Here is a 25,668-nt window from a genome sequence, read left to right on the forward strand (position 1 = left end):
TGATTCACGGTATGTCGACCGGACGTGTCGACTCGATGGCACAGTCTGCCACAGACTCAGTGCGGCGGATTGGCCGCCGGCGGGTCCGGCAGTTTCTTGTGCGGGTTGAGGATGCCGAGCGGGTCGAACACCGACTTGATGCCGCGCATCAGCGCGAGCGACTCGGGCGGGATCTCGCGGTCGATGAAGCCGCGTTTGACGTAGCCGATGCCGTGCTCGCCCGACAGCGTCCCGTCCAGTGCCAGCACCGCCGAGAACACCTCGTCGAGGGCCTGCTCGGCGCCGGTCATCTGTGCCGGGTCGTCGGGGTCGACCAGCAGGTTGACGTGGATGTTGCCGTTGCCGGCATGACCGAAGCTGACGATGGTGATCGCGTGGCGCTCGGCAATGGCATCGAGCGTCTCGATCAGGCGCGGGATGCGCGAGACCGGGACCACCACGTCCTCGTTGATCTTCTTCGGCGCGACCTGGCGCAGGGTGGGCGACAGGGCCTTGCGCGCGGCCCAGAGCGCCTTCTGCTCCTCGGTCGTCTCGGCCACGGCAATGTCGGCGCCTTCGCCTTGGGCGGCGGCCAGCACCCGCTCGACCAGCCCGCCGATACCGGTCTCGTCGCCGTCGATCTCGATCATCAGCATGGCCCCGGCCGCATCGGGGATGGTTGCCTGCGAATTGCGGCGCAGCAGGTTCAGCGCGTTGCCGTCGATGAATTCGATCGCCGCCGGTGTCGCCGGCTGGGCCATCACGCGCGAGACCGCTTCGGATGCGGCATGCATGTCCGGATAGAAGGCCCGCAGCAGGCGCCGGGTTTCGGGAAGGGGGGTGAGCTTGAGCGTCGCCTCGGTGATCACGCCGAGCGTGCCCTCCGAGCCGATCATCAACCGGGTGAGGTCGTGGCCGACCACCCCCTTGGTGGTCTGCGAGCCGGCCTTGATGGTCTGGCCCCGGCCGTCGACGGCGCGCAGGCCGAGGACGTTCTCGCGCGTCGTGCCGTATTTGACCGCATGCGGGCCGGCGGCATTGCAGCCCAGGTTGCCGCCGACGGTACACAGGGCATTGCTGGTCGGGTCCGGTGGCCAGAAGAACCCCTTCTCGGCGACGAGACCCTGCAGCTCGGCATTGATCAGACCGGCCTCGACCACGATCAGGCGGTCCTCGGGTCGGAAATCGAGCACCCGGGTCATGCGGTCGGTGACCAGCACCACGCCACCCTCGACCGGCACCGAGCCGCCGGCTGTTCCCGTCCCCCGGCCGCGGGTGGTCACGGGCAGACGGTGCTCGGCGGCCAGCCGCATGATCTCGACCACCTCGTCGTGGCTTTCCGGGAAGACCACCACGTCGGCGGCATGGTGCACGCGGCTGTTGTCCATGCCGTAGGCCCAGGTCGAGCCGGCGTCGGTCATGATCCGGTCGTCCGGCAGTGCAGCGCTCAGTTGCTGGATGAAAGTCGCCAGGGCGGTCATCGCGCTCAGTCGGTCAGGCCGAGGAGCTGGCGGTCGACCAGGTCGACCAGGATATGCAGACAGCGTACCTGTGCCTCGTAGGCAAGCCCGGGCCGCTCGGTGGTGATGCAGATCAGACGGTCCTGGCTTTCCAGGTGCGGGGCGACGACGTCTTCGGAACCGGCGGACAGCAGTACCACCTGCATGTCGCGCTCGTGAGCGGCCCGGATGGCGGGCAGGACCCCGTCGACGGCATTGCAACTCACGGCGAACAGCACGTCGTGTTGTGCGCCGAGCGCCCGGATCGATCGGGCGAACGGCTCCTTGCCGCCAGGGTATTCGGACAGCGCCATCACCGGCAGGCCGGGGCGCGGGTGCTCGAGCTGGCCGGTCATCAGGCGGGCGAAATAATGGGCGAGATCGCTGCGCTCGCGGGCGCCGCAGCTCAGGACGCGCTGGCCGTTGAGCACCGCCGTGAGGATCACCCCGGCGGCTTCCAGCGCCTGCGGGGCGGTGGCCTCGAACAGCTGGCCCATCTCGGCCAGATCCCGATCGAGCCGTTGTCTCAGTCCATCCAGAATGTCGCTCATTCGTGTCTCTCGGGTTCGTTGCCGGGCGCCTTAGAAGGCGTCGGGCAGCCACTGTATCTCGGGTGTCCGGTTTGCCGCGAGCGTGACCGCGACCACGTCGAAGCGACAGTAAAGGGCCTGCCACTCCGGCCGTCGGGCAATCAGTCGTTCGGCGGTTTCGCGCACCTTGGCGCACTTGCGCGTGGACAGGCTTTCGGCCGCCGATACCAGGGCGCCCCCCTTTCGGGCGCGCACCTCGACGAACACAAGCGTGTCGCCGTCACGAAGGATCAGGTCGATCTCGCCGCGCCCGGCCCGTGCGTTTGTCTCCAGCCGCGTCAGTCCCGCCCGTTCCAGATGGGCCAGCGCCAGCGCCTCGGCCTGCTGGCCTCGTTCGCGGCGGTCGGTCGGTTCAGGGTCCGGCCGGCGTCGGACGGGCCACCAGCGTCGCAGGGCGTCCATGCCGTGCGTCTCCCCGTGGCCGCCTAGAGACCGGTCGCCGGTGTGGTGTCGGTCGACATGCCTTCCGTCGAATCCGAACCCGTCCCGGGTTGCCTGGTGTCGACGAGCTCCGGTAGCGGTTCGAGCACCCCGTCTTGGAACTGGCCCCAGCTCGGTTGCCGCTGGACGACCCCCGTGGGGGTCAGAGACAGCGTGCCGGTCAGGCCGTCGACCGAACTGCCTTCGAGCAGGATGTCGATGCGCCCGGCGATGCGGGCGGCGTCGGCGCCGAAGGCGAACAGCCGCGGCAGCGAGCCGGCGAGTTGTGCCTGCTCCCAGGCCGGGCGCATCGGGTGCTCAGGCCCGGCCGGGCCGGCCAGCAGCATCGGCGCGACCGGAATGATCACCTTGTCCTTGTCGGCATCGGCCTGCTTGTCGACGTTGCCGGAGTAGGCCAGTCCCAGACCAAAGCGCGGCAGCTCCTCGGCACCGAAGTAGTCGAGTTGCGGCACGATCAGGGCCAGCTTGCTGCTACTGGCGGCCAGGAAGATCGCATCGATGTCCTCGCGGATCACCGGCTGGAAGGGGCCGTCTTCCTCGCCTTCTTCCTCGGCTTCGCCTTCATCCTCCACGCGCAACAGGGTGCGCAGCTCGTTGGAGAAGTCGGTCTGGTCGGGGGCGAAGCTGGCCTGGTCGACCACCTCGCCACCCATCAGGGTGAACTCCTCGGCGAAGGCGCGTCGAGTGCGCTCGCCCAGCTTCTGCCCCGCGGAGAAAATCGCCACGCGCCGATGACCTGTATCCCACATGCGACGGGCGACTGCCTGCGCATCCTGTTCCGGCGAAAGCGAAAAGCTCACCGCGCCCATGGGCAGCGATTCGCCTTCCGCCGGCGAGTTGAGCGCGATGGGAAGCGGGCCGTTGGGACCGATCGCGCCGAGCGCGGGCAGCTGGCTCTTGAGGAGTGGGCCGATGATGATGGCCGCGTCGACACGTTGCGCCTCCTCGAGCGCGGCGCGCACACCGAGACGGCCGCTGCCCGAGTCGATGAATTGCAGCGTGCGGCCGGCCAGTGCGCCGTTGTTTGCCGCGTACTCGATCCCCGCGCGGATTTCCTGGCTGATGCCGGCGTACTGCTCGGATTGAGGCAGGAGCACGGCGACCGGTCCCTGCCGGCTCGGAGCGCGCAGCGATTCCAGTGCGCCGCTCGTGCCGAGCATCTTCACGAAGCCGCTCTTTACCGCCGGGTGGTTCGGGTGGCTGGCAGTCCAGCTTTCCATGTCGCCGGGGCGCTGGCGGTAGGTCAATGCTAGGTCCAGCCAGTCGGCAAAGCGCGTGCCGGCGTTCTCGGCCGCCGCGTCCCGGAGTTGTTCGTTCGGGACCTCGATCAGCAGATTCCACAGGCGCGCATGATTGGCCTCCCGCTGCTCGGCGGGCAGGCGGTCATCGACGGCGTGATAGTAGCGGGCCGCGCGCAGCGGGTTGCCGGCTTCGGCCTCCATCGCGCCGAGCAGGAACAGGCGTCGGCCTTCGATCTCGGGCGCCAGCGGCAGCGGGATGCGGTGGATGGTGCGCATGGCGCGATCGCGGTCGCCCTCGGCCCACTGGCCCAGGCCGCGCGCGATGGCCGCACGGCGCGGGTCGATGCGATTCCACAGCGGCTGGGTGTCGACCTGCTGGTAGAGTTCGCGTGCCAGCTGGAAATCGTGGGCATCGATGGCCGTTTCCAGTGCCAGCAGTTGCTGTTCGGCCCGACGGCTGCCGGTGAGGTCCTGGGACATTGCCAGCCGAGCCCGGGCGATGCCGGCCGGGTCCGAGGCCTGAACCGCCTGCGACAATTCCTTCTGTGCCGCTGTGCTCGGGGCTTTCTGTTCCGAGCTTGGCATCTGGGCGCAGCCGCCGAGTGTCAGCAGGGCGGCGGCAATTGCCCCCAGGCCAAGGCGAGAGGCGGTGCGGTAAAAGGCCTGCTGGCGCCGGCGGGTGAGCGGGCGTTGGCTGGTCGGCATGCGGTCCGTCTCCGGTAACGTGGGCAAAATGGCAGTCCCGGTCGCGGGAGCTGAGGTTCTTCAGCCGGGCCGACATGGACCCGCCGGGTGGCGGATGGTTTCGTCGCCAGGCAGCCGAAGAATGAAAAAACCGTGAGTGAGTATAACCAAATGTCCAGTTCGAATGCGGGGTCGGAACGGGTGAGCGCCAGCCGCTGGGTCGAGGCGGGCCACTGCTATGTGGTGGCCACCCCGATCGGGAACCTGGCAGACATCAGCGAGCGGGCCACTGCGGTGTTGCGCGGCGTGGACGTGATCGCCTGCGAGGACACGCGTCACGCGCGGACCCTGTTGAATCACCTCGGGGTGCAGAAGGAGCTGGTGGCGCTGCACGAGCACAACGAACGCGGGGCGAGCGAGTCGACCCGTCGCCGGCTGGAGGCGGGCGAGTCGGTCGCGCTGATCAGCGACGCCGGCACGCCGGCCATCAGCGATCCGGGCGAGGTGCTGGTGCGGGTGCTGGCCGAGGCGGGCTTGCCCGTCGTTCCCGTCCCCGGGGCTTCGGCGGTGATCGCGGCCCTGTCGGCATCGGGTCTGCCGGGGCGGCCGTTCTGGTTCGAGGGCTTCCTGCCGCCGCAGGACAAGGCACGCCGCGACCGGCTTGCCGAGTTGGCGGAGGTCGAGGCGACGCTGGCCTTCTACGAGGCGCCACACCGCATCGTCAAAAGCGTGGCGGCATGCGCCGACTCGCTGGGCGGCGAGCGCCCGGCGGTCCTGGCGCGCGAGTTGACCAAGCGGTTCGAACAGATCGCGCATGGCTCGTTGGCGACACTGGCCGACCAGCTGGCCGCCGGCGAGATCCCGGCACGCGGCGAATTCGTCGTGCTGGTGGGCCCCGGGGAGGCCGGCCCGGCCGAGGATGCCGTTGACGCGGACACCCTGATCGGCCTGCTGGTCGCCGAGGGTGTGGCGCCCAAGACCATCGCCCGCGTCGTGTCGCGAACCACGTCGCGCTCGCGCAATGCCGTTTACGCCGAGGTGCTGGCGCGCCGGGAGGGTGGCGAAAAATCCTGATTGGCACGCATGCTGCATTACCCCGGGCATCGTCGCGACAAATAACGGGTTCCTGTCGCGTCGACCACTACCCAAGAGGGTTGCAGCATGGCTTACTACCTCACCACTGACGAATCTCTTTGCGGCCAGGCCCCGACAAGCCTCGGGTCGCGTGCAGCGATCACGCCGGCCGAGGAATGGGCGGCCCGCGAATCGGCATTGCTGCAGGCCCTGCTTCGCTGCGTGAACGTCAGGGCGGCGCTCGACGTGATCCGCGACCAACTGGATGATTTTCTGACAGTAACGTCAATTTGCTGGCAGGTGGGCGACGAACGCTACAACTGCAATGCTGCCAGTCCGTCGGACCATGCCATCCCGGTCGCCCTGTCGCTTGACGACTATCCGTTCGGGCGGCTGCTGGTCCATACCCGTCTTCCGATCGACGAGGTCGAGCTGGCCGAACTGCGCCAGATGCTGGCGATCGTGGCCTACCCACTGCGCAACCTGCGCATGCTCGAACACGCCCTGGTCGCCGCCGAGCACGATGCGCTCACCGGTCTGAAGAATCGCCGCGCCTTCGATCTGGCGCTGCACGACCTGCACGCGCGTCTGGCCCGCTATGACGGCCAGGCCAGTCTGCTGATCCTGGACATGTCCCGATTCAAGGCGATCAACGACACCTACGGTCACGATGTCGGCGACCGGGCACTCACCTGGGTTGCCGAGGGGCTGGACCGCTGCCTGCGGCAGACCGACAGTGCTTACCGTCTCGGTGGGGACGAGTTCGTGGTGATCCTGCCGGAAACCCCCTACCACGGCGCCCGCCGGCTGGGTACGCGGCTGCTCGAGTGGCTTCATGAGCACCCGATGCGCGAGGCGGGTGGCGAGCTGATCCAGCTGCACGCGAACATCGGCATGGCGCAGTGGCGCCACGGCGAAGCGAGCGACGAATGGTTCCGTCGCGCCGACCAGGCACTGTATGGAAACAACGAGGAACGGCCGGGTCGTCAGCGACTGGGCCGGCTGGCCTGAGACGCGAGAATGCCGCTCGGGAGTGGTAAAACGGGCGCAAACACGTGAGAATCGCGGACATTTGCGTTCCCGGTCCGCCGGGGCAGGCAATCTGGACGAATTGACGAGGAGTCGGTAATGGCCGAAGCGGAAGAGGCGACTGAAGAGAAGAAGAAAGGCGGCAACAAGCTGGTCGTGATCCTGCTCGTGGTGCTGATCGTGGTCATTCTCGCCGTCGGGGCGGTCGTGGCCACGCTCCTGCTGACCGGAGGTGACGACAAGCCGGCCGGCGAGGAAGGTGCGACCGAGCAGACCGAGGAGGAGGCCGAGGCCCCCAAGGGTCCGCCGATCACCATCCCGCTCGGCGAGCCGATCACGGTCAACCTCAGCAAGCCCAACGATGCCAACGTGCTGCAGGTGCAGCTGGACATGGTGACCCGTGAGCCGGAGGTCGAGAAGCTGGTCAAGACGCAGCGCTCGCGGATCATCAACGACGTCATGCTCTCGCTGAGCGAGGTCAACGCCGCCGAGCTGCGTACCCGCGAGGGCAAGGAGGCGCTGCAGCAGACGCTGACCGAGGACATCAATCGCATCCTCGGAGACGGGACCGAGCTGGAGCAGCCGGTCGAGAACGTCTATTTCACCCGGCTCTTGATGCAGTGACGCCGACGGAAACCGGGTTCGGTGCAAACGGGGGCTCGAGCGAGCTATGACTGACGCAGACATCCTCTCCCAGGACGAAATCGACGCGCTGCTCAATGGCGTGGACGAGGGCGACGTCGAGACCGAGCAGGGTGTCGGCGAACCCGACAAGGCCGTCTCCTACGACCTCACGACGCAGGAGCGCATCGTCCGGGGGCGCCTGCCGACCCTGGAGATGCTCAACGAGCGTTTCGCTCGCAGCCTGCGCATCCGTCTGGTGTCGATGCTGCGCCGCTCGGTCGAGATCTCGATCGAGGGCGTGGAGATGAGCAAGTTCTCGGACTACATCCACACCCTGTTCGTGCCCACCTCGATGACGCTGATGCACGTGCGTCCGCTCAAGGGGCTGGGGATGTTCATGATGGAGTCGCGGCTGGTGTTCTCGCTGGTCGACAACTTCTTCGGCGGCTTCGGGATGCACGCCAAGATCGAGGGGCGCGACTTCACGCCTACCGAGCTGCGCGTGATCAAGCGGGTGCTCGAGCAGGCGGTCGAGGAGATGCAGAACTCCTGGTCGCCGATCTACCCGATCATGTTCGAGACCGTCAGCCACGAGATGAACCCGCAGCTGGCCAACATCGTCTCGGCGACCGAGGTGGTGGTGGTCTCGAGCTTCCGCATCGAGGTCGAGGGCGGCTCCGGGAAGTTCGACTTCGTCGTGCCGTACTCGATGATCGAGCCGATCCGCGACCTGCTCGACGGCGGCATGCAGGGCGACCGTCTCGAGGTCGACGAGCGCTGGACCAAGGCCCTCAAGCGCGAACTCGGGTTTGCCGAGATCGATCTGACCGCGCATCTGGCCGATGTGCGCATGTCGCTCAAGGACGTCGCCAACCTCGAGGTGGGCCAGGTGATCCCCTTCGAGATGCCGGAGTACACGACGCTGGCGAGCGACGATCTGCCGCTGTTCCGCGGCAAGATGGGCAACTACAAGGGCAACAAGGCCATTCGGGTCGAGGAGGCCGTTCCGGAGCGACTGGAGCGGGCCGCCCACCCCAACGAGATCCTGCGGGCGCAGATCCCCGGGTTGAAGCAATCAGGAGAAGACGACGATGGCTGATGAATCCGACAAGTCGGTCGAGGACGATTGGGCGGCGGCCATGGCCGAACAGGCCGACACCGAGGCTGGCGGTGACGCCGACGACGGTGGCGCACAGGTGCAGATGGAGCAGTTCCAGGACGGAGCACAGCCGGACGATGACGAGAGCCCGGTCAACTTCGACGTCATCATGGACGTGCCGGTCACCATCTCGATGGAGATCGGTCGCACCTCGATCAACATCCGCAACCTGCTGCAGCTCAACCAGGGCTCGATCGTCGAGCTCGACCGCCTGGCCGGCGAGCCGCTGGACGTGCTGGTCAACGGCACGCTGATCGCCCGCGGCGAGGTCGTGGTGGTCAACGAGAAGTTCGGCATCCGTCTGACCGACGTGATCAGCCCGGCCGAGCGCCTGCGCAAGTTGCGCTGATGATCATGCGGGCACTGGGCTTTCTCTTTCTCCTGCCGCTGGCGAACCCGGTCGCCGCCGCCGAGGCGATCGACCCGCTGGCGCCGAGCTACCTGGTCAAGCTGGTCATCAGCCTGCTGCTGGTGCTGATCCTGATGTTCGCCCTGGTCTGGGCGATCAAGCGTTTCGGCCGTCTGGATGCCCGCGCCGGCAACTACCCCATGCAGGTGCTCACGCAGATGTCGATCGGCCCGCGCGAGCGTATCCTGCTGGTGGCCGTCGGTGACCGGCAGATGCTGGTCGGGGTCAGCCAGGGGGCGATCGAGTCGCTCGGTTGGGTCGACCCGCCGCTCGATCCGGTCAAGCGCGAGGGCGGTCATCCGAGCTTCGGCGAGGCCTTCCAGGAGCAGCTCGCCGCCCGCTTCGGCCGCCGTGGCAAGGGAGGCTCGGATGACGGCTAGACGCCTGCTTTCCGCCCTGCTGCTGGTCCTCGGCCTGTTCTCGGTAAGCCTGCCCGTCCTGGCCGAGCCGGGCCTGCCGGCGGTGACCCTGACCGAGGGCGAGAACGGCGAGACGCAGTACAGCCTGACGCTGCAGATCCTCGCCCTGATGACGGTGCTGACGCTGCTGCCGTCGATGCTGCTGATGATGACCTCGTTCACGCGAATCATCATCGTGCTGGCCCTGCTGCGCCAGGCGCTCGGCACCGTGCAGACACCCTCGAACCAGATCCTGCTCGGCCTGGCACTGTTCCTGACGCTGTTCATCATGGCGCCGGTGTTCCAGAAGGCCTACGACGAGGGCATCGGGCCCTACATGGCCGAGGAGATCGGCGTGACCGAGGCGATCGACCGCGCCTCGCAGCCGATTCGGACCTTCATGCTCAACCAGACGCGCGAGGCCGACATCGCCCTGTACCAGGAGATCGGCGACTATCCGGACTTCGAGACACCCGCGGACGTGCCGCTGACCGTGCTGATGGCGGCGTTCGTTACCTCGGAGCTCAAGACGGCCTTCCAGATCGGTTTCATGATCTTCATCCCGTTCCTGATCATCGACCTGGTGGTCGCCTCGGTGCTGATGTCGATGGGCATGATGATGCTCTCGCCGATGATCGTCTCGCTGCCGTTCAAGATCATGCTGTTCGTGCTGGTGGACGGCTGGGCGTTGCTGATGGGCACGCTTGCTTCCAGCTTCTACATGGGGGGCTAGGCCATGAGTCCGGATACCGTAATCGAGCTGACCCGCCAGGCCCTGACGGTGATCCTGTATCTCTCGATGCCGATCCTGCTCACCGCGCTGGCCGTCGGCCTGCTGATCGGCATGTTCCAGGCGGCCACGCAGATCAACGAGATGACGCTGAGCTTCATCCCCAAGATGATCGCGGTGGTGTTCGCCATCCTGCTGGCCGCGCCCTGGATGCTGCAGGTGATCGTCGATTTCACCGAGCGGCTGTTCCATAACATCCCCTCGCTGATCTCCTAGGCCGGGCCTGAATGGAGCTGGCGATCGACCAGATCCTCACCTGGGCCATCAGCTACCTGTGGGTGCTGATTCGGGTCGGGGCGATGCTGATGGTCGCGCCGATCTTCGGCTCGCAGACGCTGCCGACGCGCGTTCGGCTGCTGATCGCCCTGGTGGTCTCGGTGGTGATCACGCCGATGGTGCCCGACATTCCCAGCGTCGATCCGCTGTCGGTTGCGGGGTTCGTCATGATCGTCCAGCAGATCCTGATCGGCGTGGCGATGGGCTTCGTGCTCAACCTGGTGCTGTCGGCCTTCGTCATCGCCGGCGAATCGATCGCCATGAGCATGGGCCTGGGCTTTGCCCAGACGGTCGACCCGCAGAACGGCGTCAGCGTCCCGCTGGTGTCCCAGTTCCTGACCATCGTGGTGACCCTCTTGATGGTCACGCTCAACGTCCCCGGCATGATCGTCAAGATGCTGGCGGACTCGTTCACCATTCTGCCGATCTCGCCGATCGGACTGACCGCCGAGGACTTCCGCGCCATCGCCTGGTTCGGCCAGCAGATGTACATCAACGCGGTGCTCGTCGCCTTGCCGATCGTCACCACGCTGTTGATGGTGAACCTCGCCATGGGCGTCATCACGCGCGCCGCGCCGCAGATGAACATCTTCTCGGTCGGCTTTCCGGCCACGCTGATGATCGGCTTCTTCCTGCTCTTTCTCGCCGCTCCCCTCTGGTTCCCGAACGTGGAACAGTTCGTGCAACAGGCATTCGTCCTGATCACGGAAATCCTGAGGTGAGCTGGTGGCCGAGAACGAGAACGGTCAGGAAAAAACCGAAGAACCGACCGAGAAGCGCCTGCGCGATGCCCGCGAGAAGGGCCAGGTCGCGCGGTCGCGGGAACTCAACTCCTTCCTGCTGACCACGGGGTCGGCGGTGGTGTTCCTGGTCTTCGGTGGCCAGATGATGCTGGGGCTCGCGGAGGTGGTGCGTGACTCGTTCATCATCTCGCGGGCCGACATCTTCGATCAGGCCGCCATGTTCAGCCGTCTGGCCAATGCGTTCGCCAACGGCTTTCTCGCCTTCGTGCCGTTGTTCTTCGCCACCATCGTGCTGGCGGTGGTCGCCACCCTGATGGTCGGCGGGTGGAACTTCTCCACCCAGGCGATGGCGCCGAAACTCTCCAAGATGAACCCGCTCTCCGGGCTCAAGCGCATCTTCGGCGTCCAGGCGCTGATGGAGCTCGGCAAGACCTTCGCCAAGTTCACCTTGATCACCGCTATCGGTATCGCCGTGTTCTTCGCCTTCGATGCGGAATTCCTCAGCCTCGGCCTGCAGCCGTTCGACTCAGCGCTCGCCCACGCCGGCTCGCTGATCGCCTGGGGCTTTCTCGCCGTCTCGCTCGGCCTGCTGCTGGTCGCGCTGATCGACGTGCCGTTCCAGATCTGGCAACACCACAAGCAGCAGCGCATGACCCTCCAGGAGGTCAAGGACGAGCACAAGGACACCGAGGGCCGGCCCGAGATCAAGCAGCGTATCCGCCAGACGCAGATGCAGATGTCGCAGAGGCGCATGATGGAGGCCGTGCCCGAGGCCGATGTGGTGGTCACCAACCCGACCCACTACGCGGTGGCCCTGAAGTACGACGCCGAGGGTATCGGCGCGCCGATGGTGGTCGCCAAGGGTGTCGACGAGATGGCGCTGAACCTGCGCAAGATCGCCCAGGCCAATGGCGTCGAACTGTTCGAGGCGCCGCCGTTGGCACGGGCCTTGTATACCCATGTCGAGATCGACGAGGTGATCCCGGCCGCCCTCTATACCGCGGTGGCCCAGGTGCTTGCCTACGTCTACCAGCTCAAGGAGGCCGCCCGCGGCGCCGGGCCGTCCCCGGGCCGTCCGGAACCCGAGGTGCCGGACGACTTTGCCGTGCCGCCAAACACCTGACGCCTCGAGCGCAACCGATAACGAGAAGAACGGATAGCGATGAAATCCAGCCTCAACAATCTCAGCCTGTCGCGCCTCGGCGACAGCCTGCGTCAATATCGCGGGCAGGGGCTCGGCCCGCCGATCATGATCGTCCTGCTGCTGGCGATGGTGATCGTGCCGTTGCCGCCCCTGGGGCTCGATGCGCTGTTCACCTTCAACATCACCCTGTCGCTGGTGATCCTGATGGTGGTGCTCTACGTGGGCAAGCCGCTGGATTTCGCCATCTTCCCGACGGTGATCCTGGTCGCCACGTTGCTGCGTCTGGCGCTCAACGTCGCCTCGACCCGGGTGGTGCTGCTCAACGGCCACGAGGGCACCGGCGCGGCCGGCAACGTGATCGAGGCCTTCGGCAACTTCGTCATCGGCGGCAACTACGCCGTCGGTCTGGTGGTGTTCATCATCCTGATGGTGATCAACTTCGTGGTGATCACGAAGGGCGCCGGGCGTGTCTCCGAGGTTTCGGCCCGCTTCACCCTCGACTCGCTGCCCGGCAAGCAGATGGCGATCGACGCCGACCTCAATGCCGGCATCCTCAACCAGGAGCAGGCACGCGATCGTCGCGAGGAGATCGCCTCGGAGGCCGACTTCTACGGCTCGATGGACGGTGCCTCGAAGTTCGTCCGCGGCGATGCGATCGCCGGCATCCTGATCGTGTTCATCAACGTCATCGGCGGGCTCTTGATCGGTGTTGCCCAGCACGGCATGCCCTTCGGCACGGCCGCCGAGACCTACGTGCTGCTGACCATCGGCGACGGCCTGGTCGCGACCATCCCGTCGCTTTTGATCTCCACGGCCACCGCGATCATCGTCACCCGCGTCACCGCCTCGAAGGAGGACATGGGCAAGCAGGTCCACCGGCAGATGTTCTCCGACCCGCGTGTGCTGGGGGTCGCGGCGGGGCTGATGGCCGGCCTGGGTCTGGTGCCCGGGATGCCCAACGTGGCGTTTCTGGGGCTGGCGGCGCTGGCCGGCAGTGGTGCCTGGCTGATTTCCCGTCGCAATGCCGTCGAGGCCGAGGAAAAGGCGGCCGCCGAAGCCGCCCCGGCCGAGGCCAAGCCTGAGGTCAAGGAGCTGACCTGGGACGACGTGCCGCCGGTCGACCTGATCGGGCTGGAGGTCGGCTACGGCCTGATCCCGCTGGTCGACCGCAATCAGGGCGGCCAGCTGATGCCGCGGATCAAGGGCGTGCGCAAGAAGCTCTCGCAGGATCTCGGTTTCCTGATCTCGACGGTGCACATCCGCGACAACCTCGACTTGAAGCCTAACGAGTACCGCATCAGCCTCAACGGCGTGCCGATCGGCAACGCCGAGATCTTCCCCGACCGCGACATGGCCATCAATCCGGGTCAGGTTTCCGGCGACATCAAGGGCATCCAGACCACCGACCCGGCCTTCGGGCTGAAGGCCTACTGGATCGACCGCGGCCAGAAGGAGGAAGCGCAGGCGTTGGGCTACACCGTGGTCGACCCGGCCACCGTGGTCGCCACACACCTGTCGCAGATCCTCGGCGACAACGCCGCCGACCTGTTCGGCTACGAGCAGGCGCAGCAGCTGCTCGACACCCTCAAGCAGAACAGTCCGAAGCTGGTCGAGGATCTGGTGCCGAAGACCCTGCCGATGACCACCATCGTCGAGGTCCTGAGCCAGCTGCTGGCCGAGCGGATTCCGATCCGCGACATCCGCACGATTGCCGAAACCTTGACGATCCAGGGGCAGCGCACCCAGGACGTCGGGGAATTGACGGAGAGCGTGCGCATGGCGCTGGGGCGGATGATTGTCCAGCACATCAACGGCTTGGCGCCGACCGTGCCCGTCATCACGCTCGATCCGCAGTTGGAACAGCTCTTGCTAAACAGTACCCAGCGCGGGAATCAGGCCCCCGGAATCGAGCCCGGCCTGGCCGAGCGACTGCACAAGTCGCTTCGGGATGCGGCCGAGCGTCAGGAGCAGAGTGGCAAGCCGGCCATCCTCCTGGTGGCTCCGCAGATTCGCAGCTGGCTCTCGCGCATGGTCCGGCACTCGATCCCGACGCTCAGCGTGCTGAGTTATCACGAGATACCGGACAACAAGGAAATACGCGTGGTGGCGAGCGTCGGCAACCAGAACGAGGGCTGACGACTCGACCGGACAACCCAACCGCTCAAGGGTCTGGTGACACATGAAAATCAAACGAATCATCGCCAGTGACATGCGCGAGGCCATGCGCCAGGTACGGCGCGTGTTCGGAGACGACGCGGTCATCCTCTCCAACAAGCCGGTCTCCGGCGGGGTCGAGGTGATTGCCGCGATGGACTTCGACGAGAAGGCCATCCAACTGGCGGCGGCCCAGCAGTCGGCCTCCCGTATTGCTGGCGCCTCGGAGCGACCGGCGGCACCGAGCGAGCGCCCTGCGCAAGCGGCACAGCCTGAATCGCCCCGTCCGGCGATGGCCGAGCCCGAGCCGAAGGAGCAGGCGGGCGCGAAGAAGGATGACGAAGCGCCGAAGACCACCGCCGAGATGCTGGCCGAGCGCAGTCGTCGGGCCGAGTCCGAGGAGACGACCGAGCCCACGGCGACTGCGGAAGAGACGGAAGAGGACCGGGCCGCGTTTTCCGAGGCACTGGCCGCCTGGAGCGAACAGCTGGCCGACGGGGCGACCGAATCGGTCGCGCCGGTGGCCGACGAGCCGATCGCCCGTTCGTCCGACCGCACGCCCTCGCACTGGGACTGGCTGGTCGAGGACCAGGGTGCCGCCGAGGGGCGCCTGTCGACCCTGACCGAAGAGGTCGCGCAGCTGCGTGACCTGTTCGAGCGCCAGCTTTCCGTGATGGAGTGGCACCGTTTCAGCCAGGCTCACCCGGCCGAGGTGTCGACGGTCCAGCGTCTGCAGGACATGGGCCTGCCGACCGGCCTGGCCCGGGAGCTGGGTCGGGCCGCGGCCGCCAAGCAGCCGGAACGGGCCTTCGTCGAGGCACTCAAGATGCTTGGCGATCAGCTCGAGCAGCGCGCCGAGGATCCGGTCGAGGCCGGCGGCACCTACGCCTTCGTCGGCCCGACCGGTGTCGGCAAGACCACCACGCTTGCCAAGCTGGCGGCCCGGGCGGTCCTGCACCGCGGCCGTGACTCGGTGGCGCTGATCAGCACCGACCGCTTCCGTATCGGCGCTCAGGAGCAGTTGCGCAACTACGCGCGTATCCTTAATGTGCCGCTGCATATTGCTCGCGACGAGACGCATCTGGCGCAGTTGCTGGAGGCGGTTGCCGACCGCCACCTGGTGCTGATCGATACCTCGGGGATGTCGCAGCGCGACTTCCGCATGATGCAGAAGCTCGAGGCCCTGATGGGGGCGGGCGAAGCGGTCAAGCTGCTGCTGGTGTTGTCCGCGAACGCCCAGTATCCGGCGCTCGAGGACGTCAAGAAACGTTTCGCCGGCCTGCCGCTGCATGGCACGGTGTTGACCAAGCTCGACGAGACCGTGCTGCTTGGCGGCGGGCTGGCCGCGCTGGTTCGCCCGCTGGCGGGTGCCGACGGCGAGCCGCGCCGCCTGCCGCTGGTCTGCGCCGGGGTGGGGCAGCGGGTGCCCGAGGATCTCTGGTTCCCCAAGGCCGCCGACCTGATCAAGCAGGCCCTCGAGATGGGGCAGTCGCAACTCGAACATACCGACAGGGATGATCCGCTGTGGATGCTCAAGCAAGCCGGATGACAACCGAGCCCCGAGGCGGGCACGACCAGGCCGACGGCGCCCGCCACGCGACGTCCAACCGCCCGGTGCGCGTGATTGCCGTGACCAGCGGCAAGGGGGGCGTGGGCAAGACCAACGTCTCGCTCAACCTGTCGGTGGCCCTCGCGCGCAGCGGCGACCGGGTGGTGCTGATGGATGCCGACCTGGGGCTGGGCAATGTCGATGTCCTGCTTGGTCTACAGTCCCGAGGCAATCTGTCCCATGTGCTGGAAGGCTCGGCAACCCTGGACGAGATCATGCTCGAGGGGCCGGAAGGGATCGGCATCCTGCCGGCATCCAGCGGCGTGGCCCACATGGCCGCACTGACACCGGCCGAGAATGCCGGCCTGATCTCGGCCTTCTCCGAGATGCGCTGGCCGGTGGACACCCTGGTGGTGGACTCGGCCGCCGGCATCGCCGACTCGGTGGTGCGTTTCGCCGAGGCAGCCAACGAGGTGGTGGTCGTGGTCTGCGACGAGCCGGCCTCGATCACCGATGCCTACGCCGTGATCAAGGTGCTGTCGCGCGAGCATGACGTGACCCGTTTCCACGTGGTGGCAAACATGGTGCGTGATGCCGCGGAGGGACGGCGGCTGTTCGAGAAGCTCTCGGTGGCGGCCAAGCGATTCCTCGACGTCACCCTGACGCACATGGGGTCGGTGCCGTTCGACGACTATCTGCGCCGAGCCGTGCAGCGTCAGAAGACCGTCGTGCAGCTCTACGGCGGCGCGAAGTCGACCCGTGCCTTCACGGCGATGGCGGACAAGGTCAATCAGTGGCCGGCACCGCGCGGCCCGCAAGGTCAGCTGCAGTTCTTCGTCGAACGCCTGGTGAACAACGTGGAGCTGGATCCCGAGAATCTGCTATGAACGCTCGTGCCATGTATCAGAATGTGCAGGCCGGATCGACCGAGGCGCTGGTCGCCAAGCATGCCGGTCTGGTCAAGCGGGTCGCCTTTCATCTGCTCGGTCGGCTGCCTTCCCACGTCCAGGCCGAGGACCTGATCCAGGCGGGGATGGTGGGCCTGCTCGACGCGGCGCGCCTGTTCGATGGCGAGAAGGGCGCCTCCTTCGAGACCTACGCCGGCCTGCGCATCCGCGGGGCGATGCTCGACGAGGTGCGTCGCAACGACTGGGCGCCGCGTTCGGTCTACCGCCGGCAGCGCGAGATCGCCCAGACGGTGGCGGAAATCGAGTCGGAGACCGGTCGCGAGGCACGGGATGCCGAGGTCTGCGAGCGCATGGGCATCACGCTCGACGAGTATCATGCCGCGATCAGCGATGCCTCCTCCGTGCATGTCACCTCGCTGGACCATGCCGGCGAGGGCGAGAACGAAACCTTCGACGTGGCCGACCCCAACAGCCAGCAGCCCGACGAGGCGCTGGCCGAGAATCACTTCCAGCGTGATCTGGCCGATTGCATCGACGAGCTGCCCGAACGGGAAAGACTCGTGATGTCGCTGTACTATGTCGACGAACTGAACCAGAAGGAGATCGGGGCCGTGCTCGGCGTCAGCGAGTCGCGCGTCTGCCAGATCCACAACAAGGCGATCATGCGGCTGAAGACCGCCATGAACGCCTGGCAATGAATCAGCCGGCGGCAAACGGGGGCGATAAAGGGCTCAATCTTTCCCGTCCGGCGCCGATAGATCCACATACTCACGTTTTAACAAGGCAACTTGCCTGGTACTGACCAACGATCCCAGGGGCGAAAATGGACCGAAACATGAAGATCCTCGTGGTGGACGACTTCTCCACGATGCGCCGGATCATCAAGAACCTCCTCAAGGAGCTCGGCTTCACCAACATCGAGGAGGCCGACGACGGCCAGACGGCGCTGCCGCTGCTCAAGCAGGGCAACTTCGACTTTCTGGTCACCGACTGGAACATGCCGGGCATGACCGGCATCGACCTGCTGCGCAACGTGCGCGCCGACCCGGGGCTGGCAAGCCTGCCGGTGTTGATGGTGACCGCCGAGGCAAAGCGCGAGCAGATCGTCCTGGCCGCCCAGGAGGGCGTCAACGGCTATATCGTCAAGCCATTCAACGGGGCCACTCTCAAGGAGAAGATCGACAAGATCTTCGAGCGCGTCGAGTCATAGGGGCGCGGCATGAGTGAATCTGACGAGCAGGACTTCCAGCCGCTGGTCGACCGCGACAAGCGGCTGGCTGACGCCCGGGCCCTGGTGGCAGCGATCGAGAACGAGGACGATGCCGGCGAGGCGCGTCTGATCGGTGAACTGACTGCCGCCTACTCCGGAACCATCTTCGACGAGGTCGGGCGCATGACCCGCGAGGTGCATGACACCCTGCGGAGTTTCGCCGAGGACGAGCGCCTCGGATCATTGACGCAGGACGAGATGCCCGACGCGCGCGACCGATTGCATTACGTGATCACGCTGACCGAACAGGCCGCCACCCGCACGCTCTCGATCACGGAAGAGGCCACCCCGATGGCCGAGAAGATCGTCGACCGGTCAACGCGGCTGAAGGACGAGCTGGCTAAAGTCGCCGCGAGCGAGGCCGATAACTCCCGACTGGGAAGCGTGGTCGAGTCGATGACGCGATACCTGGAGGCGACCACCGGCAGCGGTGAGCGTCTCAAGGGACAGTTGACCGAGATCATGATGGCCCAGGAATTCCAGGATCTCTCCGGTCAGCTGCTGATGCGGGTGATCGACCTGCTCGAGCAGCTGGAAGAGAAGCTGGTGGGACTGTTGCAGATCACGGCCCCGGTGCGTGGCAGCAAGGCAGACAGCGCCAAGGTCGAGAGTGCCGAGGACGGTGTCGGGCCGCAGTTGCCCAATGCCGGTGAAAACGTGGTCAAGAACCAGGACGACGTCGACGACCTTCTTGCCAGCCTGGGATTCTGAGTCCGGCGGGTGGGGGTATGGCCCGCCGAGCGCGGTCGGGCATGACAGGTGACGCGGCCGGCGGTGGCGTCACAGAGCGAATGAGAGGCAAGCATGGCATTCGAACCCGACAATGAGCTGTTGCAGGATTTCCTGATTGAGGCCGGCGAGCTGCTCAACGGGCTGGATCAGCAACTGATCGAACTCGAGCAGTCGCCCGACGACGCGGACAGGCTCAATTCGGTGTTCCGCGCCTTCCACACGGTCAAGGGCGGTGCAGGCTTCCTCGAGGTGCACCCGCTGGTGGAGGTCTGCCACCGCGCCGAAGATATCTTCAACCTGCTGCGCAATCACGAGATCGCCATGAACAGCCGCATCATGGACGTGATGCTGCAGGTGATCGACGTGCTCAACGGCATGTTCGACGATCTGCGGGCCGGACAGTATCCCGACGCCGTGTCCCCCGCCTTCCTCGAGGAGATCGAAGGGCTGGCCCACCAGGCCGGCGAGCCGGCCGCTGCCGACGCGCCGGCCGAAGCACCCGCTCCCGCCGAGGAGCCTGAGCCGGCCGTCGCGGAGGAGGACGATGCCTTCGACCGCATGCTGGCCGATCTGGATGCCGCCGAGTCGGAACAGGCTCCGGCCGCCGCGGCGGAGACTGCCGACGATGATCTGATCACCGACGACGAGTTCGAGAACCTGCTCGACGAACTGCACGGCAAGGGCCAGTTCCAGGCACCGGCGCCTGCCGCCGCCCCCGAAGCCGAGTCCAAGGCGGCTTCGGCGGCCGACTCCGACGAGATCACCGACGAGGAATTCGAGGCCGTTCTCGACGAACTCTACGGCAAGGGCAAGGGCCCCACCGCGGCCGCCCAGCCGGCTGCCGAGGCATCCGCCGAACCGTCGCCCGCGCCCAAGTCCGAAACCAAGCCGCAGCAACCCTCGCCGGCAGCCGCCGGCAAGAGTGCCTCCGGCTCTGCCAAGCCCAAGCCGGCCGACCCGCCCAAGGCGCCGGCCGAGACGACCGTGCGGGTGGATACCGAACGCCTCGACAGCATCATGAACCTGGTCGGGGAGCTGGTACTGGTGCGCAACCGCATGAACACGCTCAAGGCCACTTTCGAGAACGAGGAGATCGCGTCGGTGATCGCCACGCTCGACATGGTCACCTCCGATCTGCAGGGCGCGGTGATGAAGACCCGCATGCAGCCGGTGAAGAAGGTCTTCGGCCGCTTCCCGCGCGTGGTGCGGGACACCGCCCGCACCCTCGGCAAGGAGGTCAATCTGGAGCTCGAGGGCGAGGACACCGATCTGGACAAGAACCTGGTCGAGGCGCTCGCCGATCCGCTGATCCACCTGGTGCGCAACTCCGTCGACCACGGTATCGAGATGCCCGACGACCGCGAGGCCAAGGGCAAGCCGCGGGCCGGCACCGTGCTGCTGTCGGCGGCCCAGGAAGGGGATCACATCCGTCTGGCGATCCAGGACGACGGTTCGGGCATGGATGCCGAGGTGCTGCGCCGCAAGGGCGTGGAAAAGGGTGTCGTCGACCCGGAGAGCGCCGAGCGCCTGACCGACCAGGAGTGCTTCGAGCTGATCCTCCAGCCCGGCTTCTCCACCAAGGAGGAGATCTCGGACATCTCCGGCCGTGGCGTGGGCATGGACGTGGTCAAGACCGCGATCACCCGGCTGTCCGGGACGATCAGCATCGACTCCGAGCCGGGTGAGGGCACCCAGATCAACATCAAGGTGCCGCTGACGCTGGCGATCCTGCCGACGCTGATGGTGATCGTCAGCGGCCGCAAGTACGCCATTCCGCTGTCGGTGGTCAACGAGATCTTCGAGATGGCCGACAAGGAGGTGAACGTCGTCGACGGTCAGGCGACGATCACCGTCCGCGACCGGGCAGTCCCGCTGTTCCGCATGACCGACTGGCTGGCGCTGCGTGGCGAGGGGCCGGGCGAGCGAAGCGAAACCGACCAGGTCGTCATGGTCCAGCACGGCGCCCAGCTGATGGCGCTGGTGGTGGATTCGGTGATCGGCCAGGAGGAAGTGGTGATCAAGCCGCTGGGCGAGCTGCTGCGCGTGGTCGAGGGCTTTGCCGGCGCGACCATCACCGGCGACGGTCACATTGCCCTGATCCTCGACCTGCCGGGTATGGTGCGCCGCAACGCCGGCGGCCGGGGTCGCAACCGTCTGCGTTCGGTGGCCTGATCGATGCCCATTCGCGTTCTGATCGTCGACGATTCGCTGTTCTTCCGCCGCGCACTGCGTGAGGTGTTCGCGAGCGATGAGCGTCTGGAGGTGATCGGTGAGGCCTCCAACGGCCGGCAGGCTGTACTCAAGGCCTGCGAGCTCAAGCCGGACATCATCACGATGGATGTCGAGATGCCGATCATGGACGGCATCTCGGCGGTACGGCGCATCGCCGAGCGCTGCCCGACGCCGATCCTGATGCTCTCGGCCCTGACCAAGGCCGGCGCCGAGGCGACCCTGGACGCGCTGGATGCCGGCGCGGTCGATTTCTTTCCCAAAAACGGTGACGACCCCGAGGACACGCTGGCGCGATCCGGTCGGCGACTGTGCTCGCGCGTGCGCATGCTGGCGCTGCGCGCCCAGCGTGAGAACGGCAGCACGCTGGCGACCACGCGTGCCGAGCCGGCAGCGAGACCGTCGGGTGGTGCTCGCGCCAGCCACGGCGTTGCGGCGGGGTTTCTGTCCCGGCAGGGTCTGGTGGTGATCGGGGCGTCGACCGGTGGCCCTGCCGCAGTCCCGGCCGTGCTCGGCAAGTTGCCGTCCGAATTTTCCGTGCCGATCGTCATTGCCCAGCACATGCCGGGCGCGTTCACCGGGCCGTTCGCCCAGCGCCTGAACGATTCCATGCCCATCCGGGTGGTCGAGGCCGGTGACGGCGAGCTCCTGCGTCCGGGTACGGCCTACGTGATTCCCGGCGGCAAGCACGGCGAGATCGCGGGCCGGCCGGGAGCGTACAAGCTGAACCTGCGTGCCCCCGTGACCGACGAGCACTACCGGCCCAGCGTCAGCCTGGCCTTTTCCTCGGCGGCCCGCGTGGCCGGCGACGACCTTTTGGCGGTGGTCCTGACCGGTATGGGCGATGACGGTGCCGAAGGTGCCAAACAAATCGTTTCGGGGCGCGGTCACGTCTGGGCGCAGGACCAGGCCAGTAGCGTGATCTACGGCATGCCGGCCGCGGTGGCCAAGGCCAACCTGGCCGAATCGATCCTGCCGCTGGGGCAGATCGGTGCGGCGATCGGAGGAGCGTTGCGATGAAGATCTGGGCCGTTGCCAATCAGAAGGGCGGGGTGGGCAAGACCACCACCAGTGTCAGCCTTGCCGGTCACCTGGCGCGCGACGGCAAGCGCGTGCTGCTGGTCGATCTCGATCCGCACGGGTCGATGACGGTCTACTTCGGCATGGAGCCCGAGGCACCCGGCGCCAGCGTCTACTCGCTGTTCAAGTCGGCCGCCGAGGGCCAGCCGCTCGACCCGGCGCGGGTAGTTCATCCGACCGCCTTCGACGGCATCAGCCTGATGCCGGCCTCCACCGCGCTCGCGACGCTCGATCGCCAGCTGGGCATGCGCGACGGCATGGGGTTGGTGCTCAAGCGCGCGGTCGAGCGCATTCGCGAAGATTACGACTACGTACTGATCGACTGCCCGCCGATCCTCGGCGTCACCATGGTCAATGCCCTGGCGCTGGCCGAGTTCCTGATCGTGCCGGTGCAGACCGAATTCCTGGCCCTCAAGGGCCTCGAACGGATGCTGCGTACCCTGGCAATGGTGCAACGCTCGCGCCACGAGCGGCTCGAATACGTCATTCTGCCGACGATGTTCGATCGCCGGACACGGGCCTCGCACGACACCCTGCGCATCCTGCACGACCGCTATGACGACGACGTCTGGACGGACGTGATCCCGATCGACACCCAGTTCCGCGAGGCCAGCCGCCAGGGCAAGCCGCTGCCGATGATCCATGCCGATGCGCGTGGCAGCGAGGCCTACCGCCAGTTCCTGCAATGGCTCGAGACCCATGTGGGTGGCCAGTCGATGGCACCGGCCCCCGATGTGGCCTCCAGTGGGGCCCGCGTCAAGGAGTCACGCTGATGGCAGCCGAGAAACAGCGCAGTCAGTCCGGCAATCAGTCGATCGTCGATCAGGACGCGGCGATCACCGCCTACCTCGATGGTCTGCTCCGTGATCCCGAGCAGGACGAGCCGACCCCCTCGTCGCGCTCGCGCAAGACCCCGGGGCTCAAGGTGATTGCCGCCGAAACGAGCGAATCGGCCGCCGTCGAGACCGAGGCGGACGAGGCAGCGAAAGACGAGGTTCCGGTGCCGGTCGATGCAGGAGACGCCGAGGCCGAAGCGGCGGTGCCGCGGGACGAGAGCGACGAGATGCCCTCGCCGGAGGTGTTTGATACGGCCGACGAGCCGACGGCCGAGTCGGACAATCCGGAAGCGCAGGACGTCGCGGCGTCGGCGGCACTCGTCGAGGAAATGGTTTCGGCACCGGACGAGACGGCTGCGACGGCGATCGACGAGTCGATGGTCGAGCCCGAGCCGGTGCGGGATGACGTCGTGGACGAACCGTCTGACGCGGCCCCGGAGGCCGCCGACGAGATGATGGCGGCCATGTCGGCCGAACCCGAGGCCCCGGTCGAGGAGGCCGAGCCGTCGCCGTGGGCGTGGTTGCGTGTCGGCGGCATGACTCTGGCGGTCCCGGCCGAGGCGGTGGTCTCGCGCCATGTCGATGCCGCGCTCGACCCGTTGCCGGGCGCGCCGGCACAGGTGGCCGGTGCGCTGACAGTCGACGGTCGGCCACGGCTGATCCTGTCGCTGGCGAACGTGACCGGGGCGCGACCGCGAGGGGATGACGCGGAGGTATTGCTGCTCGGGCCGGGTGGCCTGTGGGGCGTGCTCGGCGAGCCGGCCGATCCGCCCGCGGCGTTCGATGCCGACGCCGTCCAGTGGCGCAGCGAGTCGCAGAAGGCCGAGCGGCGCGGCTGGCTGGCGGGCACCCATCCCGCGGCTGGCGTGGCGGTGCTCGACGTGCCCGGCCTGCGGGCGGCCCTGAAAGGATCCCGATAAGGTCCGTGCCCGATGGGCCGGAGACGAGGTGAGAGATGACGAACCAAGCGATGGATATGACGCACGCGCCCGAACAGTACGACGAAGAGCTGGAGGGGCAGGACAAGGGCCCCCTGTCGCGCTGGGTCAACTTTACCGTCGATGACGAGACCTATGCCCTGAACGTGCTCGACGTCCAGGAAGTGCTGCGCGACGCCGAGATCACGCCGATCCCCGGGGCGCCGGATGCGATTCTCGGCATCATCAACCTGCGCGGCAATGTCGTCACCGTGGTCGATGCGCGTACCTTTTTCGGCCTGGAGCGCAAGGCCTGGGACGAGAACAGCCGCATCATGGTGATCGAGGTCGCCTCGGGCGAGATCGTGGGCCTGGTGGTCGACAGCGTCGCCGAGGTGATCGCCTTGCCGGAGTCGGTGGTCGACCAGGCCATGATGTCGGTGTCGGACGACCGAGCGCGCCACATCCTCGGGATCGTGCCTCAGGACGAGAAACTGATTATCCTTGTCGACATGAAAAGCCTTTCCGACCTCGCGACCCCATGACGATACCGCCGCTCTGGCTTGCCGCTGCTGCCCTGATCCTGGCCCTGGTCGCCTTGCTGGTCAGCCTGTCGCTCCATCGTGGCCTCAAGCAGGCCCAGTTGACCCGCGAGCGCTGGTTTCAGACCCAGATGGAGCGCCTGGAGCGCGAGCATCGCGGTCTCGAATCGGCTCTGGCCGGTTTCGGCCGGCACATCGACCAGCTCGACGAGCAGGGCCGGGAGACACTCGACCGGCTGACCCAGGTCAATGCCCGCATCGACGCGGTGGCTGCGGACGACGACCAGCCTGGATTCGGTCATGCGCTGCGTCTGGCCTCTCAGGGGCGGGTGAGCGTGGACGAGCTGATCGAGGATTTCGGCCTTTCCGAGAGCGAGGCCCGACTGCTGATGCGGGTCAATCGCCCGGACGAGGATCCCCGGCCGACCCTGTAATCCCGAGAGCTCGGCTGGAAACGAAAGAGGCCCGCGTCCGATGGCGCGGGCCTCTTCTCGTTCGGGCGGCGGTGATCAGTCTGTCTCGGCGGCGGCTTGCTGGATGTCGTCGCGCAGCAGGTCGCGCACCGGTGCGGTGTCCGGGCGCTGGCCATGCCAGAGGGAGAAGCTCTCGGCGGCTTGCTCGACCAGCATGCCCAGTCCGTCGAGCGTCTGGCGGGCGCCACGCTCCTCGGCCCATTGCATGAAGATGGTCGCCTCGGCGCCGTAGGCCATGTCGTAGGCGACGGTGCGCGCCCCGACGAGGGTGTCCGGAAGCGGTGGCAGCTGGGCCGTCAGGCTCGCGGGCGTCGCGTTGATGATCAGGTCGAACAGGCTGTCCTCGATACCTTCCAGCGGGCAGCCGGACAACCGGCATTCACCGGCCGCGTCACTGAATTCCTCGACCAGGCCGTAGGCCCGCTCGGGGTTGCGATTGGCGACCAGGATTTCTTGGGGATTCTGGCCGAGCAGCGGGGCCAGCACGCCTCGCGTTGCGCCGCCGGCGCCCAGTATCAGGACCCGTTTGCCCTCGAGCTTGAGACCGTGAAAGGCCAGGTCGTTGACCAGTCCGACACCATCGGTGTTGTCGGCGAAGATCGGCTCGTCCGTCGATTCGGGGAATACCAGCGTGTTGGCGGCGAGTGCCCGCTCGGCGCGCTCGCTGCGTCGGGCGGCGAGATCGTATGCCTCCAGCTTGAACGGGACCGTGACATTCATGCCGCGACCGCCCGCCTCGCGGAACGCGTTGACCGCCTCCTCGAAGCCGTCGATCGGCGCCCACAGCTTCTCGTAGCTCAGGTCGATGCCCAGTTGACGGGCGAAGGCCTGATGAATCAGGGGGGACCGGGAGTGCTCGATCGGATTGCCGATGACGGCGTAGCGCTGGGGCATGGCG

The 25,668-nt window shown here is 66.8% G+C and carries 27 protein-coding genes; 22 read left to right on the forward strand and 5 right to left on the reverse strand.

Going from position 1 to position 25,668, the window contains the following annotated elements:
• Window positions 1-56: 56 nt before the first annotated feature.
• From AWR35_RS07735 to AWR35_RS07750, 4 genes are read right to left on the reverse strand one after another with little or no spacing between them, the layout of a single operon-like run.
• On the reverse strand, window positions 57-1,460 hold the full coding sequence (locus AWR35_RS07735; RefSeq protein ID WP_058575382.1) for an FAD-linked oxidase C-terminal domain-containing protein: 1,404 nt from the start codon (window positions 1,458-1,460) through the stop codon (window positions 57-59).
• 5 nt (window positions 1,461-1,465) lie between these two features.
• Complete coding sequence (locus AWR35_RS07740; protein WP_058575383.1) at window positions 1,466-2,029, reverse strand: SIS domain-containing protein; 564 nt, start codon at window positions 2,027-2,029, stop codon at window positions 1,466-1,468.
• Window positions 2,030-2,059: 30 nt separating this feature from the next.
• Window positions 2,060-2,470: a YraN family protein gene (locus AWR35_RS07745; protein ID WP_066185117.1), complete on the reverse strand. Its 411-nt coding sequence runs from the start codon at window positions 2,468-2,470 to the stop codon at window positions 2,060-2,062.
• 23 nt (window positions 2,471-2,493) lie between these two features.
• Window positions 2,494-4,455: a penicillin-binding protein activator gene (locus tag AWR35_RS07750; protein WP_058575384.1), complete on the reverse strand. Its 1,962-nt coding sequence runs from the start codon at window positions 4,453-4,455 to the stop codon at window positions 2,494-2,496.
• A gap of 150 nt (window positions 4,456-4,605) precedes the next feature.
• Here AWR35_RS07750 and rsmI point away from each other — a divergent pair, with 150 nt between their 5' ends.
• From rsmI to AWR35_RS07860, 22 genes are all read left to right on the forward strand, one after another.
• On the forward strand, window positions 4,606-5,508 hold the full coding sequence (gene rsmI / locus AWR35_RS07755; RefSeq protein WP_082664008.1) for a 16S rRNA (cytidine(1402)-2'-O)-methyltransferase: 903 nt from the start codon (window positions 4,606-4,608) through the stop codon (window positions 5,506-5,508).
• Between the two features lie 87 nt (window positions 5,509-5,595).
• Window positions 5,596-6,519, forward strand: a complete 924-nt coding sequence (locus AWR35_RS07760; protein WP_058575385.1) for a GGDEF domain-containing protein — start codon at window positions 5,596-5,598, stop codon at window positions 6,517-6,519.
• A gap of 117 nt (window positions 6,520-6,636) precedes the next feature.
• The gene (locus AWR35_RS07765) at window positions 6,637-7,161 is read left to right on the forward strand and encodes a flagellar basal body-associated FliL family protein (protein WP_058575386.1); all 525 of its coding nucleotides are present in this window, start codon (window positions 6,637-6,639) and stop codon (window positions 7,159-7,161) included.
• A 46-nt stretch (window positions 7,162-7,207) separates the two neighbouring features.
• Window positions 7,208-8,260, forward strand: a complete 1,053-nt coding sequence (gene fliM, locus AWR35_RS07770) for a flagellar motor switch protein FliM (protein WP_058575387.1) — start codon at window positions 7,208-7,210, stop codon at window positions 8,258-8,260.
• Complete coding sequence (gene fliN / locus AWR35_RS07775) at window positions 8,253-8,669, forward strand: flagellar motor switch protein FliN (RefSeq protein WP_058575388.1); 417 nt, start codon at window positions 8,253-8,255, stop codon at window positions 8,667-8,669. Before fliM ends, fliN begins: the two co-directional genes overlap by 8 nt.
• Window positions 8,669-9,109: a flagellar biosynthetic protein FliO gene (gene fliO / locus AWR35_RS07780; RefSeq protein ID WP_058575389.1), complete on the forward strand. Its 441-nt coding sequence runs from the start codon at window positions 8,669-8,671 to the stop codon at window positions 9,107-9,109. The genes fliN and fliO overlap by 1 nt, the downstream gene beginning before the upstream one ends.
• Window positions 9,099-9,860, forward strand: coding sequence for a flagellar type III secretion system pore protein FliP (fliP, locus tag AWR35_RS07785; protein ID WP_058575390.1), 762 nt, complete (start codon window positions 9,099-9,101; stop codon window positions 9,858-9,860). Before fliO ends, fliP begins: the two co-directional genes overlap by 11 nt.
• A gap of 3 nt (window positions 9,861-9,863) precedes the next feature.
• On the forward strand, window positions 9,864-10,133 hold the full coding sequence (gene fliQ, locus AWR35_RS07790; protein ID WP_058575391.1) for a flagellar biosynthesis protein FliQ: 270 nt from the start codon (window positions 9,864-9,866) through the stop codon (window positions 10,131-10,133).
• Window positions 10,134-10,144: 11 nt separating this feature from the next.
• The gene (fliR, locus tag AWR35_RS07795) at window positions 10,145-10,915 is read left to right on the forward strand and encodes a flagellar biosynthetic protein FliR (protein WP_058575392.1); all 771 of its coding nucleotides are present in this window, start codon (window positions 10,145-10,147) and stop codon (window positions 10,913-10,915) included.
• Window positions 10,916-10,919: 4 nt separating this feature from the next.
• Window positions 10,920-12,059, forward strand: coding sequence for a flagellar biosynthesis protein FlhB (gene flhB, locus AWR35_RS07800; RefSeq protein ID WP_058575393.1), 1,140 nt, complete (start codon window positions 10,920-10,922; stop codon window positions 12,057-12,059).
• A gap of 126 nt (window positions 12,060-12,185) precedes the next feature.
• A complete protein-coding gene (flhA, locus tag AWR35_RS07805; RefSeq protein WP_231723580.1) occupies window positions 12,186-14,216 on the forward strand; it encodes a flagellar biosynthesis protein FlhA in 2,031 nt (676 codons plus the stop codon).
• Between the two features lie 43 nt (window positions 14,217-14,259).
• Window positions 14,260-15,783 carry a flagellar biosynthesis protein FlhF gene (gene flhF / locus AWR35_RS07810; RefSeq protein WP_082664009.1) on the forward strand — a complete coding sequence of 508 codons (1,524 nt, stop codon included), beginning with the start codon at window positions 14,260-14,262 and terminating at the stop codon, window positions 15,781-15,783.
• Window positions 15,780-16,670, forward strand: a complete 891-nt coding sequence (locus tag AWR35_RS07815) for a MinD/ParA family protein (RefSeq protein WP_058575395.1) — start codon at window positions 15,780-15,782, stop codon at window positions 16,668-16,670. The genes flhF and AWR35_RS07815 overlap by 4 nt, the downstream gene beginning before the upstream one ends.
• Window positions 16,667-17,389, forward strand: coding sequence for an RNA polymerase sigma factor FliA (locus AWR35_RS07820; RefSeq protein WP_058575396.1), 723 nt, complete (start codon window positions 16,667-16,669; stop codon window positions 17,387-17,389). The genes AWR35_RS07815 and AWR35_RS07820 overlap by 4 nt, the downstream gene beginning before the upstream one ends.
• A 125-nt stretch (window positions 17,390-17,514) precedes the next feature.
• Window positions 17,515-17,901, forward strand: coding sequence for a chemotaxis response regulator CheY (gene cheY / locus AWR35_RS07825; protein ID WP_058575397.1), 387 nt, complete (start codon window positions 17,515-17,517; stop codon window positions 17,899-17,901).
• 9 nt (window positions 17,902-17,910) lie between these two features.
• Window positions 17,911-18,672: a protein phosphatase CheZ gene (locus AWR35_RS07830; RefSeq protein ID WP_058575398.1), complete on the forward strand. Its 762-nt coding sequence runs from the start codon at window positions 17,911-17,913 to the stop codon at window positions 18,670-18,672.
• A gap of 93 nt (window positions 18,673-18,765) precedes the next feature.
• Window positions 18,766-20,865: a chemotaxis protein CheA gene (locus AWR35_RS07835; RefSeq protein WP_058575399.1), complete on the forward strand. Its 2,100-nt coding sequence runs from the start codon at window positions 18,766-18,768 to the stop codon at window positions 20,863-20,865.
• A gap of 3 nt (window positions 20,866-20,868) precedes the next feature.
• Window positions 20,869-21,942: a chemotaxis response regulator protein-glutamate methylesterase gene (locus AWR35_RS07840; protein ID WP_058575400.1), complete on the forward strand. Its 1,074-nt coding sequence runs from the start codon at window positions 20,869-20,871 to the stop codon at window positions 21,940-21,942.
• A complete protein-coding gene (locus AWR35_RS07845) occupies window positions 21,939-22,775 on the forward strand; it encodes a ParA family protein (RefSeq protein ID WP_058575401.1) in 837 nt (278 codons plus the stop codon). The genes AWR35_RS07840 and AWR35_RS07845 overlap by 4 nt, the downstream gene beginning before the upstream one ends.
• The gene (locus AWR35_RS07850) at window positions 22,775-23,758 is read left to right on the forward strand and encodes a hypothetical protein (RefSeq protein ID WP_058575402.1); all 984 of its coding nucleotides are present in this window, start codon (window positions 22,775-22,777) and stop codon (window positions 23,756-23,758) included. The genes AWR35_RS07845 and AWR35_RS07850 overlap by 1 nt, the downstream gene beginning before the upstream one ends.
• A 50-nt stretch (window positions 23,759-23,808) precedes the next feature.
• Window positions 23,809-24,300, forward strand: coding sequence for a chemotaxis protein CheW (locus AWR35_RS07855; RefSeq protein ID WP_066185118.1), 492 nt, complete (start codon window positions 23,809-23,811; stop codon window positions 24,298-24,300).
• A complete protein-coding gene (locus AWR35_RS07860) occupies window positions 24,297-24,731 on the forward strand; it encodes a DUF2802 domain-containing protein (RefSeq protein WP_058575403.1) in 435 nt (144 codons plus the stop codon). Before AWR35_RS07855 ends, AWR35_RS07860 begins: the two co-directional genes overlap by 4 nt.
• Before the next feature lie 75 nt (window positions 24,732-24,806).
• Here the strand turns inward: AWR35_RS07860 and aroE are convergent, their stop codons facing one another.
• Window positions 24,807-25,664, reverse strand: a complete 858-nt coding sequence (gene aroE / locus AWR35_RS07865) for a shikimate dehydrogenase (protein ID WP_058575404.1) — start codon at window positions 25,662-25,664, stop codon at window positions 24,807-24,809.
• Between the last annotated feature and the right edge of the window lie 4 nt (window positions 25,665-25,668).

The sequence above is a fragment of the Guyparkeria sp. WRN-7 genome (assembly GCF_001641825.1).
Lineage (GTDB): Bacteria > Pseudomonadota > Gammaproteobacteria > Halothiobacillales > Halothiobacillaceae > Guyparkeria.

What these genes read in the sequence shown, in the direction of transcription:
- AWR35_RS07735 (WP_058575382.1), bottom strand. Translation starts at nt 1,460, where the DNA reads ATGACCGCCCTGGCGACTTTCATCCAGCAACTGAGCGCTGCACTGCCG.
- AWR35_RS07740 (WP_058575383.1), bottom strand. Translation starts at nt 2,029, where the DNA reads ATGAGCGACATTCTGGATGGACTGAGACAACGGCTCGATCGGGATCTG.
- AWR35_RS07745 (WP_066185117.1), bottom strand. Translation starts at nt 2,470, where the DNA reads ATGGACGCCCTGCGACGCTGGTGGCCCGTCCGACGCCGGCCGGACCCT.
- AWR35_RS07750 (WP_058575384.1), bottom strand. Translation starts at nt 4,455, where the DNA reads ATGCCGACCAGCCAACGCCCGCTCACCCGCCGGCGCCAGCAGGCCTTT.
- rsmI (WP_082664008.1), top strand. Translation starts at nt 4,606, where the DNA reads ATGTCCAGTTCGAATGCGGGGTCGGAACGGGTGAGCGCCAGCCGCTGG.
- AWR35_RS07760 (WP_058575385.1), top strand. Translation starts at nt 5,596, where the DNA reads ATGGCTTACTACCTCACCACTGACGAATCTCTTTGCGGCCAGGCCCCG.
- AWR35_RS07765 (WP_058575386.1), top strand. Translation starts at nt 6,637, where the DNA reads ATGGCCGAAGCGGAAGAGGCGACTGAAGAGAAGAAGAAAGGCGGCAAC.
- fliM (WP_058575387.1), top strand. Translation starts at nt 7,208, where the DNA reads ATGACTGACGCAGACATCCTCTCCCAGGACGAAATCGACGCGCTGCTC.
- fliN (WP_058575388.1), top strand. Translation starts at nt 8,253, where the DNA reads ATGGCTGATGAATCCGACAAGTCGGTCGAGGACGATTGGGCGGCGGCC.
- fliO (WP_058575389.1), top strand. Translation starts at nt 8,669, where the DNA reads ATGATCATGCGGGCACTGGGCTTTCTCTTTCTCCTGCCGCTGGCGAAC.
- fliP (WP_058575390.1), top strand. Translation starts at nt 9,099, where the DNA reads ATGACGGCTAGACGCCTGCTTTCCGCCCTGCTGCTGGTCCTCGGCCTG.
- fliQ (WP_058575391.1), top strand. Translation starts at nt 9,864, where the DNA reads ATGAGTCCGGATACCGTAATCGAGCTGACCCGCCAGGCCCTGACGGTG.
- fliR (WP_058575392.1), top strand. Translation starts at nt 10,145, where the DNA reads ATGGAGCTGGCGATCGACCAGATCCTCACCTGGGCCATCAGCTACCTG.
- flhA (WP_231723580.1), top strand. Translation starts at nt 12,186, where the DNA reads ATGATCGTCCTGCTGCTGGCGATGGTGATCGTGCCGTTGCCGCCCCTG.
- flhF (WP_082664009.1), top strand. Translation starts at nt 14,260, where the DNA reads ATGAAAATCAAACGAATCATCGCCAGTGACATGCGCGAGGCCATGCGC.
- AWR35_RS07815 (WP_058575395.1), top strand. Translation starts at nt 15,780, where the DNA reads ATGACAACCGAGCCCCGAGGCGGGCACGACCAGGCCGACGGCGCCCGC.
- AWR35_RS07820 (WP_058575396.1), top strand. Translation starts at nt 16,667, where the DNA reads ATGAACGCTCGTGCCATGTATCAGAATGTGCAGGCCGGATCGACCGAG.
- cheY (WP_058575397.1), top strand. Translation starts at nt 17,515, where the DNA reads ATGGACCGAAACATGAAGATCCTCGTGGTGGACGACTTCTCCACGATG.
- AWR35_RS07830 (WP_058575398.1), top strand. Translation starts at nt 17,911, where the DNA reads ATGAGTGAATCTGACGAGCAGGACTTCCAGCCGCTGGTCGACCGCGAC.
- AWR35_RS07835 (WP_058575399.1), top strand. Translation starts at nt 18,766, where the DNA reads ATGGCATTCGAACCCGACAATGAGCTGTTGCAGGATTTCCTGATTGAG.
- AWR35_RS07840 (WP_058575400.1), top strand. Translation starts at nt 20,869, where the DNA reads ATGCCCATTCGCGTTCTGATCGTCGACGATTCGCTGTTCTTCCGCCGC.
- AWR35_RS07845 (WP_058575401.1), top strand. Translation starts at nt 21,939, where the DNA reads ATGAAGATCTGGGCCGTTGCCAATCAGAAGGGCGGGGTGGGCAAGACC.
- AWR35_RS07850 (WP_058575402.1), top strand. Translation starts at nt 22,775, where the DNA reads ATGGCAGCCGAGAAACAGCGCAGTCAGTCCGGCAATCAGTCGATCGTC.
- AWR35_RS07855 (WP_066185118.1), top strand. Translation starts at nt 23,809, where the DNA reads ATGGATATGACGCACGCGCCCGAACAGTACGACGAAGAGCTGGAGGGG.
- AWR35_RS07860 (WP_058575403.1), top strand. Translation starts at nt 24,297, where the DNA reads ATGACGATACCGCCGCTCTGGCTTGCCGCTGCTGCCCTGATCCTGGCC.
- aroE (WP_058575404.1), bottom strand. Translation starts at nt 25,664, where the DNA reads ATGCCCCAGCGCTACGCCGTCATCGGCAATCCGATCGAGCACTCCCGG.